Source organism: Microbulbifer jejuensis, from assembly GCF_047289955.1.
Lineage (GTDB): Bacteria > Pseudomonadota > Gammaproteobacteria > Pseudomonadales > Cellvibrionaceae > Microbulbifer.
The window spans coordinates 119,106-137,923 of record NZ_JBLBUB010000005.1 but is presented as its reverse complement, the minus strand read 5'-3'; the positions used below and the strand labels follow the sequence as shown (position 1 = coordinate 137,923).

The window sequence follows — 18,818 nt, the reverse complement described above, 5'->3', positions numbered from 1 at the left end:
GTGCCGTCATAAAACCCTATCACCTTTTTCCCTACCATCTTTGAGTGGCGCCATTTTCCGGGGGTTCCCATTCGCCGCTGCGATAAGCGCGGCGTCTTTGCAGACTTTCATATTTGAATTTTTCACGCATCAGTCCAGCGGGGTCGTCGGGGATCTGTCGTAGCCACTGGTCCAGCGCCTGCTGGGTTTCCGGGTCCAGAGCAGTTTCCCCGCTACCCGACCCAGAGGGTTCCTGACCCTGTTCCTGTTCTTCCCCGCGCTGTTGGGCTTTTGAAGGTTGCTGTTCTTTTTCCTGCTGCGCCGGATTGGAGGTTTTTTGTGCAGAAGATTGTTCCTGTTCTTGGCCGGGCTCCTGCTCGGGGGCGCGGGCTTCGCGGTCAGCGGATGGCTGATTGTCGCCCTGTTGCTGTTGTTGGTCCTGTTGCCCTTGCTGGCTCTGCGGTTGATTACCGGGCTGCTGCTGGTTTTGTTGTTGTTCCTGCTGTTCTTTGGATTCCTGTTGCTGCGGAGGTTTTTGCAGCTCCTGCAGTTGTTTGGCGATACGCCGATTGTGTTCAGCGTCGGCGAATTGGGGGGCTTGTTCCAGGGCGCGGTCGTAGGCTTCAATGGCCTTGTTGTAATCCCCCTGCTGTACCAGGCTATTGCCCAGGTTGTAGAGGCCTTGAGGATCATCACTGAGGGCGAAATCCTTCTGGGCTGCGGCATAGTCACCGGCGCGATAATTGGCCGTGCCCCGCCACTGGGGGTTCCTGAATGTCCCCGCCGCCGCCTCGGGCTCACCCTCTGCAAGCAATTGCCGGCCCTGTTGGTCCTTGCGTTGCCAGAGATCTTTCCATTCGAAAGCCCGGCTCTCGCTGGGCAGGCCCAAAAGCAGGACCAGGGGCAGGATGCAGGCCAGTGCGCCGCGGCGGAATAGGAAGGCGGCAAGGGGCAGGACCAGCAGGAGCAGCAGAGGACCCTCATCGCGCCATTGATCGAACTCTCTCTCCGTTAACTGCGCCTGCTGCGGGCGCCCGGATTGTGGCAACAAGTGACTGATATCGCGGTCGTTTACGGCAATCCTTGCATAGCGGCCGCCACTGTTGTTGGCGAGATGGCGGAGTGCGCGGGGATTGAAATTGGAAATCACAATTGTCCCTTTACTGTCTGTGACAAAGCCACCGCTGGCGCCCCGGGGGATAGGGCTGCCTTCGCCACTGCCCACAGCGAGGATGCTGAGTGCCACATTGGCATCGGCAAGCGACCTGGCTACGCTATCCAGTGCCATCGGGTCAATACCGTCGGTTACCGCGAGGAGCTGACCGCGGCCGGCAGCCCCGTCTTTCAGAAGGCGGATGCCGTTTTCCACACCCATTTCAATATTGCTCCCGGGTACCGGCATCACAGAGGGCGAGAGTGCGGGAACCAGGTTGGCAATGGTGGCAGTATCCTCGGTGAGCGGCGTGACTATGTGGGCCTCGCCGGCGTAGGCAACCAGAGCCGTCAATCCGTCTTTGCGCTGCCGCAGAATATCCAGGATTTTCAGTCTTGCGCGCGTGAGGCGATTGGGGGAGAGGTCTGTCGCCATCATGGAGGGGGACAGGTCCAGTAATATCACCAGAGCGTCCTGATTGCTGTATACCGGTGTCGGCAGCTTTCGCCAGGTGGGTCCGGCCAGGGCGAGAATCATCGCGGCCAGCAGGGCAAAAACCAGCGCAAACAGCCAGGGGCGTTTGGCCCCTCCGCGCAACAACAGGTGCGGTAACAGGTCTGCATCAATTACTTTTTGCAGTTGTGCGCTGTTGAGAACGGTCTTCCAGAGCCCCCAGCAAACCAGTGCGGCCGGTATCAGCAGCCACAGCCAGTAGGGGCGCAGAAAGTGAAAGGACTGTAATAGGTCTGGCATATTCATTGTGCCCGGCCTCCGCGGACAGCTGTGCGGCTATGACGGCCTCCGGCATGGCTTAAATGAGTAACAAGTGGCGCCAGGGCCCAGATACCCGACAGTAACAGGGCGGCGCCCAGCGGCCAGAAAAAGAGGGATTTAAGCGGTCGATAACTTTCCGCTTCCTGCTCTACTGGCTCAAGGGCATCCAGTTCGGCGTAAATCTCCGCCAGTTCCCGCGGGTTGCGGGCGCGAAAGTAGCGCCCGCCAGTTTCTTCGGCAATGGCTTGCAGTGTCTTGCTGTCCAGATCCCTGGAGGGGTTGATCCTGCGGCTGCCATAACGACTGCCCAGTAGACCCGGTTGCACCATCTCATCGGCGCCCACACCGATGGTATAGACAGTAATTCCGGCCTGTTGTGCCAGCTGTGCCGCTTTGAGTGGAGAGACTTCCCCGGCGGTATTGGCACCGTCAGTCAGCAGAATAAGAACCCGCTGCTCGGCGGGGCGCTGGGTGAGGCGCTTTACAGACAAGCCAATGGCATCGCCGATAGCGGTGCCCTGACCGGCGAAACCAATCTGTGCCTCGTGCAATAATGTGCCGACGGTTTCCCGGTCATAAGTGAGCGGGGCCTGAAGGTAAGCGCGGGTACCGAACAGTACCAGCCCCAGCCGATCGCCCTTGCGACGCTCGACAAAATCCCCGACAACCTGTTTGACGGCGTCGATACGCATGGCCGGACGACCGCCGATGAGCATATCCGGAGTTTCCATACTGCCGGAGATGTCCACGGCCACCAGCAGGTCACGGGCGCTGCCGGCCTGGGTGATGGGCTCGCCGTACCAGCGTGGGCGGGCCGCGGCGCAGATCAGCAACAGCCAGAGTAGGGTGAGCAGCGCCAGGTTGAAAAGGTTACTTGTCCCACCGCTGTCGCGGTGGGACAAGGCCGCATAAAAAGGCACTTTAAGTGCACTGTGCAACGGTTTGGCGCGGGGCAGACACCAGCGCAGCAAAAGTGGCAGCGGTGTGAGTAAAAAAACCCAGAGCCAGTCAAACTCAAACACGGCTGGCTTCCCCGTTAAGCTCGGTAGAGGTCACTTGCGCAGATTGCGCAGATCGGTCGTGTTGTTCCACCCAGCCAATGGCGTATTGTCGCAATGCGTTGTTTCTGTCCGGGTCGCCAGTACCGCGATACAACTGTTCCAGCAGGACCTGCCTCGCACCGGAGGGGCATTGCAATGGGGCGGTATTTTCCAGGAAGGCCAGCCACTGAAGGCCGGTGAGATTGGCGCACTGCGGGCGACCAAAGCTGGTCACGGCGACCCGCTTTAGGATTTCGTTCATCTCCGCACTGGCGGTGGGCTGGCTGGCATCGACCGCTTTCAGTAGGGCCACAGCTTGCACCCGATAGCGGTTGCGGCGGGCTTGTTTGCGCTGTCGCCCAACCCCCACTGCAATGCCCAGCAGACAAGCGAAGATGAGTGTTGCGAGCAGCCACCATCCCGGCGCAGGCGGCCACCAACCGACGGACGTAGGCTCTTGTATATCGTGTAATTGTGCCAGGAGTTCCTGGGGCTCCGGCGAAGGTGCCGGGCTTTGTCGCTGATTGGTTTCTCTCAGCATAACGGCTCCCAGGTTGGCGCAGGCTTGCCGAAAGCGATGCTCCTGAGCGTCTGGCGACAACCGCTGGCAGATAGCAGAAGGTCCCTCTTATCCATCACGACTGCCGCCTGTTACTGTTCTTGTACCAGTTGTTTTTCTGGTGTGACCCATAGAAGGACATCAGCTCCGGCACCAGGGGTTTGGTGTTGTCAAAGTCCAGTAACGGCAGCCGGTGGCGGCGGCAGAGCTGCTCCACTTCGGTATGAAGGCGGGCCTGTTCCTTTGCGAAGGCGTCCCGTTGAGGGCGGTTGACGGCACTGAGAAAAGTGCGCTGGAGGCCGTCGGTGATTGTCATCGACTGCGCCGGAAGTTTCCGTTCCAGGGGATCGGTTACCCGAATTACCTGCAGGTCCGCTTGCCGGGATAATAGGTAAAGGGGTTGCGAGCAGGGTTCATCGAGATCGTGACAGTCGCTGATCAGAAAAAGGGCACTGCCAGGGCGGGCAATGCGGCGGGCTTCTTCCAACAGGGTCTTCAGGGAATGGCCGCCATTTTCCGCTATCGGGCTGCGAAGTTCGCCGGCTCTGGCCACCATACTGTGAATCATTGCCAATACGGCGTGGTGACTGCGCCGCGGACGAACGGTATCAATCTCTCGGTCGGAAAAAAGCAGGGCGCCGATGCGATCACTGTGCAGCAGTCCGGCCCAGCCGAGAGCTGCGGCAATGCCACTGGCGGCGACAGATTTAAACGCGCGGTGGCTGCCAAAGAACATCGGTGAGCGCAGATCCAGCAGGATGACCACCGGCCTTTCCCGCTCCTCCTGGTAAAGCTTGGTATGGGTCTTGCCGGTGCGTGCAGTTACGCGCCAATCAATAGAGCGGACATCGTCGCCGGCCTGATAGTCCCTGACCTCCTCAAAGTTCATGCCGCGGCCACGGTAGCGGGTGAGCAGGTTGCCGGCCTGATCGCTGCGCGCCAGGCGCGGTTGAAACAATTGCAGCTGGCGCGCTACATAGCGCAATTGCACCAGCGGGCCCACTTGTGGATAGGCACCGCGCAAATCCGTTTCTAACGGGGGGGCTGCAGCTTGCATCAGATGGCCGGAACCTGCTGCAGTAGCCGCTCTATGACCTGACTGGTGTTAATACCGGCGGCTTCGGCTTCAAAACTGAGCAGCAGGCGGTGGCGTAAAATATCGGGCGCCACCTCCATTACGTCGTCTGGTGTAACGTAATCGCGACCGGCAAGCCAGGCCCGAGCGCGGGCACAGCGGTCGAGGGCAATGGTTGCTCTGGGACTGGCGCCAAAATCTAGCCAGGACGCCAGCTCGCGGTCATATTTCATCGGCTCGCGCGTGGCAATGACAAGCTGGACAGTATAGGTTTCCACTGCCTCAATCATCTGCATGTCCAGAATCTGCTTGCGGGCCTGGAAGATGGTCTCCTGATTGATCACGTTGTCAGGGCGATTTTCGCCAAGGCTAGCCTCGGATCTGGCCAGACGAAGAATTTTTGCTTCCGCCCCCGCATCCGGGTAGGCAAGATTCACCTGCATCAAAAACCGGTCTAACTGAGCCTCTGGTAGAGGATAGGTCCCCTCCTGCTCAATAGGGTTTTGAGTGGCCATCACCAAAAATAACTGTGGCAGCGGATAGGTTTTCCGCCCTACACTGATTTGCCGCTCTGCCATGGCCTCCAACAATGCGGATTGCACTTTGGCGGGAGCGCGATTGATCTCATCGGCCAGGATCAGGTTGTGAAAGACCGGCCCGGGTTGGAAATGGAACTCTCCGCTTTCCGGCCGGTAAATATCGGTACCGGTAATATCTGCCGGCAACAGGTCCGGTGTGAACTGAACGCGATGGAAGTCTCCCTCAACAGCTTCGCCCAGTGTTTTGATCGCCTTGGTTTTGGCCAGGCCCGGAGCGCCTTCCACCAACAGGTGGCCGTCTGCAAGCAGGGCGATCAATATGCGATTGACCAGGGTTTTCTGCCCGATAATCTGCTCTTCCAACCAGTCGCCCAGGGCGACGATGCGATCTCTGGTATTCCGGTTTGCTTCCATAACCTCTCTTCTTTTGCGAATGTGCCCGCCGGGTCGAATTGGCTGGCTATCTGCGATCTTTTATATATAGTCGCCACCATTGAGGTTGGCTCCGTTGATTTTAACGGCACCAGATAAAGAGGCAAGTAGGTAACAACGGGTCATCGGTAAGGCGACAAACTTTTGAGGTGGTTCTGTCACTCCTCAAAGGGTATCTGAACGTGAACCTGTAGGACTCACCCCGCTTGTAATCCGGGGATGAGATGACCGTCTTTTCGGATCTACAGTTATTGGATCGGATGAGACAAAAATGCGATTGGGAGGTTCCCCGTGAATATGGCGACGGTGATTACCGATAGCCGTGATGAGTTAGTGGCACAGATTTGTGAGCTGACTCGCGATAAGCTGGCGAGTGAAGCCGAGCCAGTTGTGGCTTTTGCGCAGCAGTTCCTACACCAGTACCCGCTGGAAGACCTGGCGGGCCGACGACTTGTGGATGTCTTCGGTTGCATCTACTCCTGGTGGAACTTTATTCAGCAGCGCTCCGGCGATCTTCCCAAGGTGTGGATCTTCAATCCGCGCCTGGAGGACGATGGTTGGGAATGTACCCATACGGTGATCGGACTGTTGCAGCAGGATATGCCATTTCTGGTGGATTCTGTGCGGATGGAGATCAATCGGAGAAATACCGTCATCCACTCCATCAAAAGTACGGTACTGCATCTTGAACGCAATGCCAGTGGTAAGTTGAAGCAGCTGCTTCCCACTCCCGGAGTGTCGCCGGATTTGTCCTTTGAGCATATCTCGACAGGCAAGAACAAGCCTGGCAAGGGGGCGGGAAAGCTGGTCGAGGCCCTGATTTATATCGAGGTGGACCGCGACACCTCGGCAGAGTTCGCCTCTGGACTGACCGCCACCTTGAAAGAGATTCTGGGCGAGGTGGAATTGGTGGTAGATGATCATGCGCCCTTGCTCGAGGCCTGCAGCGAGATGGAGGGCCAGCTGCAGGCCGGACTCTCTGAAGATGACACCAATCTGCTGGAGGCATGCGCTTTCCTGCAATGGATGCGCGATGGCAACTTTACTTTCCTGGGCTATCGGGAATACGAGTTCAGCCAGGCTGGCGACAAGAAGATTCTCAGCGAAATGGAAGACCGGCGCCTGGGGATTTTCAAGAAGTTGCAGGAGACCGCCGCCCCCATGCCGGAGACTGCTTTCAGTGAGGGAAAACAGCGCTTTTATCAGGGCCCCAATTACCTGACGTTCGCCAAATCCTCGGTGAAATCCCGTGTGCACCGCAGTGCCTATTCAGATTACGTTATGATCAAGCGCTATAGCGCGGAAGGCGAGGTCATTGGCGAGTCGGCGTTTATGGGGCTTTATACCTCCCCGGTGTATACAGAGAGCCCAGCGAAGATCCCGATTATCCGGCGCAAGATGGCGTCCATCATCGAGTACAGCGGCCTGACCGGCCACGGCCACGACGGCAAGGCGCTGCGCCGTATCCTGGACACCCTGCCCCGCGACGAGCTGTTCCAGGGCAGTACACAGGAATTGTTCGATGTGGTGATGGGGGTGCTGAGCCTGAATGAGCGCGCCCAGATCCGTCTATTTATGCGCCGGGATCCTTTTGGCAAGTTTGTCACGGCGACGGTGTTTGTGCCGCGGGAACAATTCAGTAGCAGCGTGCGCGAATTGATTTGCTCGCATATAGCTCGGGCCATTAAGGCCAGGGATTCGGATTTTACCACTTTCTTCTCCGAATCCATTCTCGCGCGGGTACATTTTGTTTTCCGCGTTTCACCCGACGCACCCGTAGATATGGATGTAGCGCTGTTGGAGGCGCAGATTGTGGATATAACCCGCTCCTGGGAAGATGTATTTCAGAGATCGCTAATTGAAAGCGGTGGGGAAGAGGAGGGCAACCGCCTCTTTCGCATCTACGGGCGCGCCTTCCCTGCGGGCTATCGAGAAGATTTTGAACCGCGTATCGCGGTACAGGATGTCAATGCCATTCAGGGGTTGAGTGAAAACAACCGGGTCGCCATGAGCTTCTACCAGCCTGCCGGTGCAGCCCAGGGCAGCCTCCGTTTCAAAGTCTTTAACTGGGGCAGCGGCCTGACCCTCTCGGACATTATCCCGGTTCTGGAGAACCTCGGTCTGCGGGTCATTGGCGAGTTCCCCTATACGATTCGTCCCTGTGGCGGCACCGATGTGTGGATGCACGAGTTCCACCTGGAGTTTGGCTTACCCACTAAAATCGATGCCCAGGCTTCCCGCAGCCTGTTCCAGGATGCTTTCGCGGCTATCTGGAACCACACTGCCGAGAGTGACGCCTTTAACCGCCTGGTATTGGCCGCCCGCCTGAACTGGCGTGAAGTATCCATGTTGCGCGCCTACGCCCGTTATCTGAAGCAAACAACATTCAGTGCCAGCCAGGGCTATATCGCAGCAACGCTGGCCAGCCATGTGGAGATCACCCGCAACCTTGTGGCGCTTTTTCGTGCGCTGTTTGATCCGCGCCTGAGTTCCGGCAAGCAGGAACAGACCCGGGTCGAGCGACTGATTATCAAAATCCACGATGGTTTGGATGGCGTCGAAAATCTCAATGAGGACCTGGTGTTGCGTCGCTACCTGGAATTGCTGCTGGCGACCCTGCGTACCAACTTCTTTCAGAGCGATGCCGAGGGGCGTCCCAGGGATTACATCTCAATCAAATTCAGCCCACGCGACATTCCGGGTATCCCCGAGCCACGCCCCGAGTTTGAGATTTTTGTCTACTCGCCGCGAGTGGAAGGTGTGCATCTGCGTGGCAGTAAGGTGGCACGGGGTGGTCTGCGCTGGTCGGACCGACTGGAAGACTTTCGCACCGAGGTATTGGGTCTGGTGAAAGCCCAGGCGGTGAAAAATGCCGTGATCGTTCCCAGCGGTGCAAAAGGCGGTTTTGTGATGCGTCGTCCACCGGCGGATGGCAGCGGTGAGGCTGTGATGGAAGCGGGAATCGCCTGTTATAAAACCTTTATCCGCGGCCTGCTGGATATCACCGATAACTTGAAGAATGGTGAGGTCATTCCGCCACCATTGGTCGTGCGTCGGGATGAGGACGACCCCTACCTGGTAGTGGCGGCGGACAAGGGGACCGCCTCTTTCTCCGATATCGCCAATGGCATTGCCAAAGACTATGATTTCTGGCTGGGCGATGCCTTTGCTTCCGGCGGAAGCCAGGGGTATGACCACAAGAAGATGGGGATTACCGCCCGTGGTGCCTGGGTATCTGTGCAGCGACACTTCCGCGAAATGGGAATGGATATCCAGAAAGAGGATTTCTCGGTAATCGGTATCGGTGATATGGGCGGCGATGTTTTTGGTAACGGCATGCTGTTATCCGAACATATTCGCCTGACAGCCGCCTTTAACCATTTACACATCTTTATTGATCCCAGTCCGGATACGGCCATCAGTTTCGAGGAGCGCAAGCGCCTGTTTGGCCTGCCTCGCTCCGGTTGGGGGGATTACAACCGCAAGCTGATCTCCAAGGGCGGAGGGATTTTCGAGCGCCGTGTCAAGGCAATCAAGATCTCCGCGGAGATGAAGAGCGCATTCGATATCAAAGAAGACCGGCTCACGCCCAACGAACTGATCAGCGCCCTGCTGCGTGCACCGGTGGATTTGATCTGGAATGGCGGCATTGGTACCTACGTCAAGGCGGCCACAGAATCCGATGGCGAAGTGGGAGACAAGTCCAACGACCATCTGCGCATCAATGGGTGCGAGCTGCACGCCAGGGTTTTCGGGGAAGGGGGTAATCTGGGCATGACCCAGCGCGGACGCATCGAATACGCGCTGAATGACGGTCGCTGTAATACCGACTTTATCGACAACGCCGCCGGTGTGGATTGTTCCGACCACGAGGTGAACATCAAGATCCTTCTCGATCGGGTGGTGGCAAACGGGGACCTCACCGACAAGCAGCGCAATCAGTTGCTGGATGGAATGACCAACTCGGTGAGCGATCTTGTGTTGCGCAACAACTACGACCAGACCCGCGCATTAAGCATCGCTGAGTACCAGGTTTCCAAGCGTCTGGATGAATACCGGCGCACCATTAATGCACTGGAGGATGACGGCCGCCTCAATCGGGCACTGGAGTTTATCCCCGACAATGAACAGATTTCCGAGCGGCTGCACAAAGGGCAATGCCTCACCCGTCCCGAATTGTCGGTTTTGCTTTCTTATGTGAAGGTGCAGCTCAAAGAAGCGCTGCAAGACTCAGAAATTGCCAATAATCCCCAAGTGCGTCGGGCTGCCGAGTCCGCCTTTCCGGCAGAGCTGGTGGCGCAATACGAGGAACAGGTATACGGCCATCCGCTGCTGCGCCAGATTGTTGCCACCCAGGTGGCCAATGAAATGGTCAACAGCATGGGGATCACATTCTATAATCGCATCAGCACCGCCACCGGGGGAAATATCGACGATGTTGCAGCGGCCTATGTGAGTGCCCGCGATGTTTACAGCATGCAAGAGTTCCAGGAGCAGGTGGTCCAACTCGACTACAAGGTACCGGCGGAACTGCAGACCGAGCTGCTTAATTCCATGATCGGCCGGGTGCGCCGTGCCACCCGCTGGTTTCTGCGCAATCGCCGCAGTGATTTGGAGCCGGCGCGCAATTGTGCGTTATTTCAGGAGCCGGTACAGCGCGTCATCAAGGCCCTGCCTAAAATTCTGAGCGGCGATCCACTCAGTGAGTGGGAGCAGCGTTATCAGAAGCTTTTGGAAGCGGGGGTGCCCGAGCCTCTGGCACTGCTGTCAGCCTCCCCAACCTATCTCTATTCTGCACTGGGTATTTCTGCCTCGGCGCGGGCCAGTGGCAAGTCGGTGGAAGAAGTGGCCATCGTTTACTTTCGGCTTTCCGACGCGCTGAACCTGCACTGGTTCGGCAACCTGATTGTCGATCTGCCGGTCGACAGTTTTTGGCAAGCGCAGGCCCGCGAAACCAGCATGGATGATCTGGACAGCCAGCTCTCGACTCTTGCGGTAAACATCCTGCGCCTCGCCAGCGGGGAGAAATTGGATGTCGATACCGCGATGTTGCGCTGGAGCGCTATTATGGCGTCTGCCATTGCACGTTGGCACACGATGATTGCCGAGCTGAAAGCAGCCTCTGTGGGTGATTTTGCGATGTTTACGGTGGCTCTGCGCGAGTTGATGTACCTTGCTCAGGCTACCGCAGACTGTGAATCCCTGCAGGAATAACACAGTCGTCAGTTCCGGGAATTGTTTGATTGCCGGATTGGTATGGGTTGGAGGGGTCCCTGTGGGTGGCCCCAACCATGTATTTGTGAAACCCGAGTGCTTCGTTTGCCCTTTTCGTGGCAAGTGGGTGGCCGCTCGCTCCCCATATTAAGGAAAGGTATGTATTCAACACTGCGTAAGGCATTGTTCGCGCTCGATCCCGAGCGAGCCCACCATTTCTCACTGGATGCGATCGGGGCCGCCGAGCGTCTCGGTCTGATGTCGCTGTTCAAAAAGCCCATAGCGCATGACCCCGTGGAGTTGATGGGGCTGACATTACCCAACCCCGTGGGGCTGGCTGCGGGGCTGGACAAGAATGCGCAGGCATTCAACGGATTGGGTGCACTGGGCTTTGGTTTTATCGAAGTGGGGACCGTGACCCCGCGCCCGCAGCCAGGCAACCCACAACCGCGCCTGTTCCGTGTGGAGGAGGCTGGTGCCCTTATCAATCGTATGGGGTTTAATAACCTCGGTGTCGATTACCTTGTACAGCGGGTGCGGCATCGCCGCTACAAGGGGGTACTGGGCATCAATGTGGGCAAGAACTTTGATACCCCGGTTGAGAGAGCGGCGGACGACTACTGCCTGTGCATGGAAAAAGTCTATCCCTTTGCGGATTACATCACAGCCAATGTGTCCTCTCCCAATACGCGCGGTTTGCGAGATCTGCAGTTTGGCGAAAGCCTGAAACGTCTGCTGGAACGTATCAAAGACAAGCAACTGCAGCTGGCGCAAAAGAGTGACCGCTATGTGCCCGTGGCGGTAAAGATTGCCCCAGATTTGGAGGGGGAGGTCATCGCGCAGATTGCCGAGGTGTTGTGCGAGTACAGTGTCGATGGTGTCATCGCGACCAATACCACCATCGATAAGTCTTCGGTCGCCAGGCTGCCCTATGGAAGCGAGGAGGGTGGTCTCAGCGGTAAGCCGCTACGGAAGCGCTCGACCCAGGTTATTGCGCAATTGTCCCAGGCGCTGGACAAGCGAATCCCGATTGTTGGTGTGGGCGGTATTTTTGATGGGGACAGCGCGGTGGATAAAATTCGTGCCGGTGCCACTGCGGTGCAGATCTACACCGGGTTTATCTATCGGGGCCCAGCGCTCATTCGCGCTGCCGCGGAGGCCCTTGCCCTGGAGCGCCGTCGCTCAGTTGGCGGTGAGTCCCAATAGGTTTGGTTGCACATGGACAGCCGCCCTTGAAAAAGTATTGGTTGTGTTTGGCAGAGCGCCAGATCAAAAACACTCTGCGCTTGTTGGCCCTGAGCAGGGACTGGGAGAGGTCTTGGGTTGTCGTTAAGGGCTAAATGGTACTCCAGCCGTCCGGGTACTGGATGTCGGTGGAAACAGCGCTATAAATCTCCAATTTTTGCGCCTTGGTGGTTCTGTCAAAGCCATTCCAGTAGTCTTCCCGCCCTTCACGCCAGCCGTTGACCCATTCCTGGTGGGCATCACTTTCTACAAAGGGACAACTGTCAATGGACTTGTTGTTCAGTGCAGCTAAATATCCCCGGTAGAATGCCCTGTCGGTGTGATTGCGTTTTTGGCGTTTCATTGTATAAGGCACCTCTGTTCGTAGATGTACCGGTGGCAGCGCGGTATGATGGATACGCTTTACAGTTATATTGCACCGTTTGTTTAAGCTTAGTGAATCTTTCCCGCAGGTGACCGCGCGCTTTCCTTTCCGCCTCCTATTGCAAGAATACTGTCGGGTTTGCCCAATCGGAAAACTCTGGACAGGCCATTTGAGCGCTATTGGTGGGGCGGGAAAATCCCACATGACTCCACAGACATGGCGCCAATCGGTGCGTTTAGCGTGGGTTGAGACGGCACAAGGGACATCGCGACGGTGGCGGAGTGACCCTCCGCTTGTGACCGGTTTCGAGGATGGCTGTGCATGTCAGGGGTGCGGGTGCCGGTAGGTTCTCACTGGTTCTAAGCCTCTGTGGGCGGCATCGTTTCTCTCATCGGTCCGCACCGGGCGGGGTAAGAAAATTGGCGTGCAAACAAGCCCCGGAAGACGTGAAATGTCCCCTTCTGGAGGGGGAAATTGGGTAAATATGTTGACTGATTTACAGATAGAAGCATTAAAGTTCACTGCCACCTGCCCCAAAGGGCTTGAGAGCCTGCTCGCCCAAGAGCTGCGGGCTCTCGGTGCGGATGGATTGCAGGAGCAGCCCGCGGCCGTGCACTTTTGCGGCTCTTTAGCCCTGGCCTACCGCTGTTGTCTCTGGAGCCGCCTCGCCAACCGTATCCTGGCGCGCCTGGATCAGGTGCGTATAGGCGGTGCCGAAGATCTTTATCGAGCAGTTGCCGCTCAGCCCTGGGAGCAGCATATACAGCCGTCTGGCAAGCTCTGGCTACAGTTCTCCGGCACCAACCGCGAGATTCGCAACAGTCAATTCGGTGCACAGAAGGCAAAAGATGCAATTGTCGATCGCCTGCGCCGTCAGACCGGTGCGAGACCGAGCATTGTCAAGCACAATCCCGATTTGACCGTGACGTTGCGATTACAGCGGGAAAAGCTGGATATCGCGATTGATCTCAGCGGCGACAGCCTGCATAAACGCGGCTACCGCACCCACATCGGCGCTGCACCATTAAAAGAGAATCTCGCTGCCGCGCTCTTGCTGCGCGCCCAGTGGCCACGGATTGCCGCAGAGGGCGGTGCATTGCTGGACCCCATGTGTGGCTCGGGCACCATTTTGATTGAAGCGGCCTTGATGGCGGCGGATATCGCCCCGGGCTTGTTTCGCGAGCAATTTGGTTTTGAGTCCTGGCTCAATCACCAGAGCGATATCTGGAATCACTTGCGTGAGGAAGCCCTGCAGCGCCGCGCCGCTGGCCTGGAGAAAGATTTACCTGAAATTCGCGGTTATGATGCGGATGCCAGGGTGCTTTTTGCTGCCGAAGCCAATATTGCCAGGGCGGGACTGGAACGCCGGGTTCGAGTGCGTTGTCGTTCCGTAGCCGCTTTCAAAGTCCCGAGCCACAGGGCAGTCAAGCCGGGCCTGGTGTTGACCAATCCGCCCTACGGTGAGCGTTTGGGAGATCAGGAAGCCCTGCGGGAAACCTACGCGGAGTTGGGGCGCCAGCTGAAAGTGGAATTTCCAGGCTGGCAGGTGGGTATTTTTACGGGCAACCCGGAGCTTGGCTATTCCACCGGGCTGCGCTCCCACAAGCACTACCAACTGTACAATGGCAGTATTCCCAGCCAATTGTTATTGTTCCAGGTGCATCAACTGAATGCGCCGGGACAATCGGCTGACAAAGAGCGCAAACTATCTGTAGAGGCGGAAATGGTGGCCAACCGCCTGCGTAAGAATCTGCGCACGACTGGCAAATGGGCCGATAGGAACGGTGTCGATTGTTACCGGCTCTACGATGCCGATCTGCCGGAATATTCTGCTGCAGTGGATTTGTACAAAACCAGTAGTGGTACGCTGTATGCCCATCTGCAGGAGTACCGCCCACCGGCCAGTATTGATGAGGGTAAAGCGTGTAACCGCCTGCGCGACCTGATGCGTGCTGTGCAAACTGTCCTGGACTTGCCGCGGGCAAAGATCAGTATCAAGGAGCGGCGCCGTCACAGTCACAAGAGTGGGCAGAAGGGCGGTGGCCAGTATCAAAAGCAGGCGGAAGCTGGAACCGCTTTGCGAGTGAAGGAGTACGGTGCTGAGTTCGAAGTGGATTTGTGGCGTTATCTCGATACCGGACTGTTTCTCGACCACCGTCCGGTGCGCAAGTACATTCGCGAGTTAGCCTCCGGCAAAACATTTCTCAATTTATTCTGCTACACCGCCAGTGCGACAGTGCAGGCCGCCCTGGGGGGCTGTGTGCGGAGTACCAGTGTGGACATGTCCAGAACGTATCAGTCCTGGGCCGCACGCAATTTTCGCGCGAATACTATGGACCCTTACAGGCACCAACTGGTGGAAGCGGACTGCCTTCGGTGGCTTGCCTCAGCCCAGCAAAATCGCAAAGGACAGTACGATTTGATCTTCCTCGACCCCCCCACCTTTTCCAATTCTGTCAAAATGCGCAGGGTACTGGATATACAGCGCGATCACGCAACGCTGATTCACCAGTGCATGACGTTGCTGGCCCCCGGTGGCAGACTGGTGTTTTCAAATAATTTGCGCAGTTTCAAAATGGATGGGGAGATTGACAAAGCCTACCGGGTAAAGCCGCTGCAATTGCTGGACAGGGATTTTCACAGAAACCCGAGGATTCACAATGTCTGGGAATTGTGCGCAGGGGAATAGACCCGATGCGCTTCGAGGCTCAACCCTTAAGTCAGCGGGCCGGCTGAAACATCAAAAATATCCCGGCAGGGACACGCTTTACTCGAGTTCCATAACCACCCGAAAACCGAGATCCCGCAAGCGGCTATCATCGCTGAGGCCCTTGCGATAATCCGCACTGATCTTGCTGGAGGTGTCCCGCATAGAGCCACCGCGCACGCTGTGCAATTTACAGTTCGCTATCCGTAGCGGGTTTGCATCGGTGCGGCTACTGTCATAACCGGGCTGGTAGCAGTCCTGCACCCATTCGGCGACGTTACCCGCGGTATCGTAGAGTCCGAAGGGGTTGGCCGGGTAGTGACCCACGGGTGCAGTGGTGACACGGAAGAGGCTGTTGAATTCGCTATTGCATCCCCGCCGGCAATTGGCCTTGCCGCGCGCATCATCGCCCCCCCACCAGAAAGGCTCTGCAACACCTGCGCGGGCCGCGTACTCCCATTCCGCTTCAGTGGCCAGGCGGTAGCGCTGGCGGGTTTCTGAGGATAGCCACTGCAGGTACCCTTGGGCATCCTCCCAGCTGACATGGATAACGGGCCTGTCTCCGCGCCCCCAGCCGGCGTCGTCCGGCAGAGCACGACCAGTGGCCAGAGCAAAACGATCATACTCATCAAAGGTAATTTCATGGGTTGAAATGGCAAAAGCACGGGTGATTGCCACCTTGTGGGCCGGACTGCTGAAAGAGCGCCGGTTATTGCCCATGGTAAACCTGCCCGCTTCGATCACAATCATCTGTGGCCCCCAGCCCCCGGATGGGAGTTTCGAGCGGATTTTTTTCCCGGCAAAGTAAGCCCGCTTCAGTGCAAGCGATAGTGTGAGGTCACTATCTTTGATATCGACCCAGCGGCGCACCTTGTTAAAGCCGGGCTTGCTGATTTCCAGGTCGTATTTTCCCGACTTTAGCTTGATGCCCGGCTGATAGCGGGGTGCAATATTCATAATGCGCACACGGGCGTCTTGCGGCGATGTCTTCACATTCAGGGCATAGGTGGGTGGGGCTTTGGGAATCTCGGATAACGCAGCCTGGATGCTCCCGGAGGCACTTTTCGTTGTCTCCGGGCTCAATGGGGTTGTTGTGGCCGTTTTGTCCATGCCGCTGCCGGGGTTTCGCGGAGGCCCGCCACTTTCTGCAAGCGCAACGGGTTTTGTGGTTATATTTTCCCCGCCCTCTGTTGCCCCTAAAGCGGTCGTTTGGGTTTCACTGGCGGGATTCTTATCAGGTATTGAATCGGGATTGGGCAATAATGCGGCTGCCTGACCCGACAGGGCTCCGGCGGTAAAGCGGCTGGCGCTGTCGAGGAGCGGGAGGCCGCTGCGCCATTGGGCTTTGGCGCTGATCAGGCTGAACAGACTCCAGGTGAAGAACAGGGAGAGGGCCATGAGTCCGCCGGCCAGCCAGGGGCGTTTGTGTTTTGCGGGTTCACGTAGCAGCTGGTGCAGGCGCACGAGAGTGTCCCGTTCTGTTTGTGTCCGCTGTGGCTGCTCGGGGTGTTTTCTGCCTCGTTTCAGGACCCGCACAATCCGCTCGCTGGCGCTGCTGTACAAGGTGAGCAACAGGGCGCGGGTGAGGCTGTAAATCCCAACGGAGGCAATGTTGAGCTGGCTGATCTGGCTGCTGGGCTTACCCGCCAGGGTAGCAATCCATTGGTCCACGGCATCACTCACATCCAGTCCGCGCTGAAACCGTTTGTCCGGGTCCTTCGCCAGAAAGCGGTCTATCAGTGGCTGGTAAATGGCGTTGCGCGATGGCAGCCGCGGGATAGGGCCGGTCAGATGCTTGATGGCAATGGCCACCGCTTCCTCGGCTTGATAGGGCACGGCACCAGTCAGCATTTCATAGAAGACCACACCGAGGCTGTAGAGGTCGGCGCGACCGTCAATGGCGGCTCCCCGTGCCTGCTCGGGGCTCATGTAGTGGGGGGTTCCCACTACCATGCCGCTATTGGTCATGCGGGTAGTGCGCGCGACCGCCCGCGCCACCCCGAAATCGCTGAGTACGGCGGAGCCGTCTTCCCGCAACAGGATATTCTCCGGTTTGAGATCGCGATGCACATAGCCCTTGCTGTGGGCATGATCCAGAGCCATGGCGATTTGCCGCACGACATTCAGGGCTTCCAGCGGCGCTATAGGACCTTTTTCAAGCCGTTCTGACACCGAGCCTCCCGGCATATAATCCATGGCGATATAATTTAGGCTGCGGTAGCGACCGATATCGTGGATGCCGACAATATTGGGGTGGGAGAGCTGCCCGACGATATTGGCCTCGCGCTGGAATCGCTCACTGAAGACCGGGTCTGCATTCAAAACCGGCGACATCACCTTGAGGGCCACCTGGCGGCCCACACTGCGCTGGATCGCCAGGTACACCGTGGACATGCCGCCCTGATTGATTTTTTTGAGGATCCGATAGCCCGGAATTTGCAGGGATGAACTACCGCTGGTGACGACTTCCATGGTGAGCGGGTCCTGTTAAAGCAGCTTGGGAAGCCCGATGATTGCCATCGTGACTGCGGCTACCACAAGAAGTGCTGCAAACACCCGCTTCGACAGTCCCTGGAGCTGCTCGAATGGCGGTTTGTTGTGAACAGCTCGGGAGTGTGCGTCCGAAGTTGAGCAGAGGGCAGGTGCCTGGGGTGGGGCATCGATAATTTGTACGGTAATGTTATCTCTGCCGCCGGCATCGAGTGCGGCCCCGATCAGTAAATCCACCGCGCGATGATTGTCGGTATTTTCTGCCAGTATTTGCGCAATCTTCTCATTGGGCACTTCGGTGCAGAGGCCATCACTGCACAGCAACAGTTTCTGCCCTGCAGCCCATTGGTAGGAAACCCGGTCTATTTCCAGGTTTGGGTTTGCACTGCCGCCGATACAGCGGGTTATAACATGCCGGTTGGGGTGGCTGGCCGCCTCTTCAGGATTGATGGCACCGGAATCCATTAACATCTGAACGTAGGAGTGGTCATTGGTCAGCTGACTGAGTTCGCCGCCCCTGCCGCCTGGTGTCCACCGATAGGCCCGGCTGTCTCCCACCCAATAGATACGGAAGTAGTCGCCCTCCTCGGCCAGAACGACTGCGGTGGAGCCCATGTTGGCAGTGCAGTGTTCATCTCCAAGCAGCAGGGTATGGGCCTTTCGCAGCGCCTGTTCGTAGTGGCGGTCAGTAGCTGCAGATTGCTGAACCTCTTCGACAACCGTTTTGCTGGCAAGCTCGCCGGCATGGTGTCCGCCCAGACCATCCGCAACCACCCAAATCCCTTTCTGTTCATCGGCCCAGTAGGCATCTTCATTCTGTTCACGCCGGTAGCCGGGATGGGTGGCGCCGGCACTGCGCGTGGCGCCTTGCATGCACTGAACAACTCCGCTTTGCCGCGACACTTTGGCTTCACTCACTGGCGTGTAACTACCTGTACTCTGTGATGATCATTGTATAGGAGATAGCCAGCCCGGCAGAAGCCGGCCCTCCTCCAGTGGCGCGGCAAATATACTTTATGTAACCCCACCTACTGCACTCAAGTGGCCATCATCGCACCTTGCGGATACTAGACCTTCGCTTCATTGTAAGCTGCAAACCCAATCACACGCTAATGGTATTACCCATGTTAAACTCAACTTTAACAATAAAACTGAGCGTTTCGGCAGCTTTTTACCAGTGGTCTTCTCAGCCTGGGAATCCGGCAGGTCTTCCATTCCTATGGGGTTGCCGCCCTGGAAATGTCGGT

11 protein-coding genes are annotated in these 18,818 nt (G+C 57.4%); 3 read left to right on the top strand and 8 right to left on the bottom strand.

Annotation, left to right across the window (positions count from 1 at the left end; genetic code table 11):
- Nucleotides 1-31: 31 nt before the first annotated feature.
- From ACL7TT_RS04970 to ACL7TT_RS04950, 5 genes are all read right to left on the bottom strand, one after another.
- Nucleotides 32-1,891 (bottom strand): VWA domain-containing protein, encoded by a 1,860-nt coding sequence (locus ACL7TT_RS04970; protein WP_413393631.1) that lies wholly within the window; start codon nt 1,889-1,891, stop codon nt 32-34.
- A complete protein-coding gene (locus ACL7TT_RS04965) occupies nt 1,888-2,928 on the bottom strand; it encodes a vWA domain-containing protein (RefSeq protein ID WP_413393629.1) in 1,041 nt (346 codons plus the stop codon). The genes ACL7TT_RS04970 and ACL7TT_RS04965 overlap by 4 nt, the downstream gene beginning before the upstream one ends.
- Nucleotides 2,921-3,487 carry a DUF4381 domain-containing protein gene (locus ACL7TT_RS04960; protein ID WP_413393627.1) on the bottom strand — a complete coding sequence of 189 codons (567 nt, stop codon included), beginning with the start codon at nt 3,485-3,487 and terminating at the stop codon, nt 2,921-2,923. Before ACL7TT_RS04960 ends, ACL7TT_RS04965 begins: the two co-directional genes overlap by 8 nt.
- 94 nt (nt 3,488-3,581) lie before the next feature.
- Complete coding sequence (locus ACL7TT_RS04955) at nt 3,582-4,562, bottom strand: DUF58 domain-containing protein (protein WP_413393625.1); 981 nt, start codon at nt 4,560-4,562, stop codon at nt 3,582-3,584.
- The gene (locus ACL7TT_RS04950) at nt 4,562-5,533 is read right to left on the bottom strand and encodes an AAA family ATPase (RefSeq protein ID WP_413393623.1); all 972 of its coding nucleotides are present in this window, start codon (nt 5,531-5,533) and stop codon (nt 4,562-4,564) included. The genes ACL7TT_RS04955 and ACL7TT_RS04950 overlap by 1 nt, the downstream gene beginning before the upstream one ends.
- A 315-nt stretch (nt 5,534-5,848) precedes the next feature.
- Here ACL7TT_RS04950 and ACL7TT_RS04945 point away from each other — a divergent pair, with 315 nt between their 5' ends.
- Together ACL7TT_RS04945 and ACL7TT_RS04940 are read left to right on the top strand one after the other, a co-directional pair.
- Nucleotides 5,849-10,765, top strand: coding sequence for an NAD-glutamate dehydrogenase (locus ACL7TT_RS04945; protein ID WP_413393676.1), 4,917 nt, complete (start codon nt 5,849-5,851; stop codon nt 10,763-10,765).
- A gap of 159 nt (nt 10,766-10,924) precedes the next feature.
- Nucleotides 10,925-11,971 (top strand): quinone-dependent dihydroorotate dehydrogenase, encoded by a 1,047-nt coding sequence (locus ACL7TT_RS04940; protein WP_413393621.1) that lies wholly within the window; start codon nt 10,925-10,927, stop codon nt 11,969-11,971.
- A gap of 130 nt (nt 11,972-12,101) precedes the next feature.
- On the opposite strand, the gene rmf is transcribed toward ACL7TT_RS04940, so the two are convergent.
- Nucleotides 12,102-12,353, bottom strand: coding sequence for a ribosome modulation factor (gene rmf / locus ACL7TT_RS04935; protein ID WP_299944107.1), 252 nt, complete (start codon nt 12,351-12,353; stop codon nt 12,102-12,104).
- A gap of 505 nt (nt 12,354-12,858) precedes the next feature.
- Here rmf and rlmKL point away from each other — a divergent pair.
- Nucleotides 12,859-15,063, top strand: coding sequence for a bifunctional 23S rRNA (guanine(2069)-N(7))-methyltransferase RlmK/23S rRNA (guanine(2445)-N(2))-methyltransferase RlmL (gene rlmKL / locus ACL7TT_RS04930; RefSeq protein ID WP_413393619.1), 2,205 nt, complete (start codon nt 12,859-12,861; stop codon nt 15,061-15,063).
- A 78-nt stretch (nt 15,064-15,141) separates the two neighbouring features.
- Here the strand turns inward: rlmKL and ACL7TT_RS04925 are convergent, their stop codons facing one another.
- The gene (locus tag ACL7TT_RS04925; protein ID WP_413393617.1) at nt 15,142-17,553 is read right to left on the bottom strand and encodes a bifunctional serine/threonine-protein kinase/formylglycine-generating enzyme family protein; all 2,412 of its coding nucleotides are present in this window, start codon (nt 17,551-17,553) and stop codon (nt 15,142-15,144) included.
- A 15-nt stretch (nt 17,554-17,568) separates the two neighbouring features.
- Nucleotides 17,569-18,444, bottom strand: a complete 876-nt coding sequence (locus tag ACL7TT_RS04920) for a PP2C family protein-serine/threonine phosphatase (protein WP_413393615.1) — start codon at nt 18,442-18,444, stop codon at nt 17,569-17,571.
- Nucleotides 18,445-18,818: the final 374 nt, after the last annotated feature.

What these genes read in the sequence shown, in the direction of transcription:
- ACL7TT_RS04970 (WP_413393631.1), bottom strand. Translation starts at nt 1,891, where the DNA reads ATGAATATGCCAGACCTATTACAGTCCTTTCACTTTCTGCGCCCCTAC.
- ACL7TT_RS04960 (WP_413393627.1), bottom strand. Translation starts at nt 3,487, where the DNA reads ATGCTGAGAGAAACCAATCAGCGACAAAGCCCGGCACCTTCGCCGGAG.
- ACL7TT_RS04955 (WP_413393625.1), bottom strand. Translation starts at nt 4,562, where the DNA reads ATGCAAGCTGCAGCCCCCCCGTTAGAAACGGATTTGCGCGGTGCCTAT.
- ACL7TT_RS04950 (WP_413393623.1), bottom strand. Translation starts at nt 5,533, where the DNA reads ATGGAAGCAAACCGGAATACCAGAGATCGCATCGTCGCCCTGGGCGAC.
- ACL7TT_RS04945 (WP_413393676.1), top strand. Translation starts at nt 5,849, where the DNA reads ATGGCGACGGTGATTACCGATAGCCGTGATGAGTTAGTGGCACAGATT.
- ACL7TT_RS04940 (WP_413393621.1), top strand. Translation starts at nt 10,925, where the DNA reads ATGTATTCAACACTGCGTAAGGCATTGTTCGCGCTCGATCCCGAGCGA.
- rmf (WP_299944107.1), bottom strand. Translation starts at nt 12,353, where the DNA reads ATGAAACGCCAAAAACGCAATCACACCGACAGGGCATTCTACCGGGGA.
- rlmKL (WP_413393619.1), top strand. Translation starts at nt 12,859, where the DNA reads ATGTTGACTGATTTACAGATAGAAGCATTAAAGTTCACTGCCACCTGC.
- ACL7TT_RS04925 (WP_413393617.1), bottom strand. Translation starts at nt 17,553, where the DNA reads ATGGAAGTCGTCACCAGCGGTAGTTCATCCCTGCAAATTCCGGGCTAT.
- ACL7TT_RS04920 (WP_413393615.1), bottom strand. Translation starts at nt 18,444, where the DNA reads ATGCAAGGCGCCACGCGCAGTGCCGGCGCCACCCATCCCGGCTACCGG.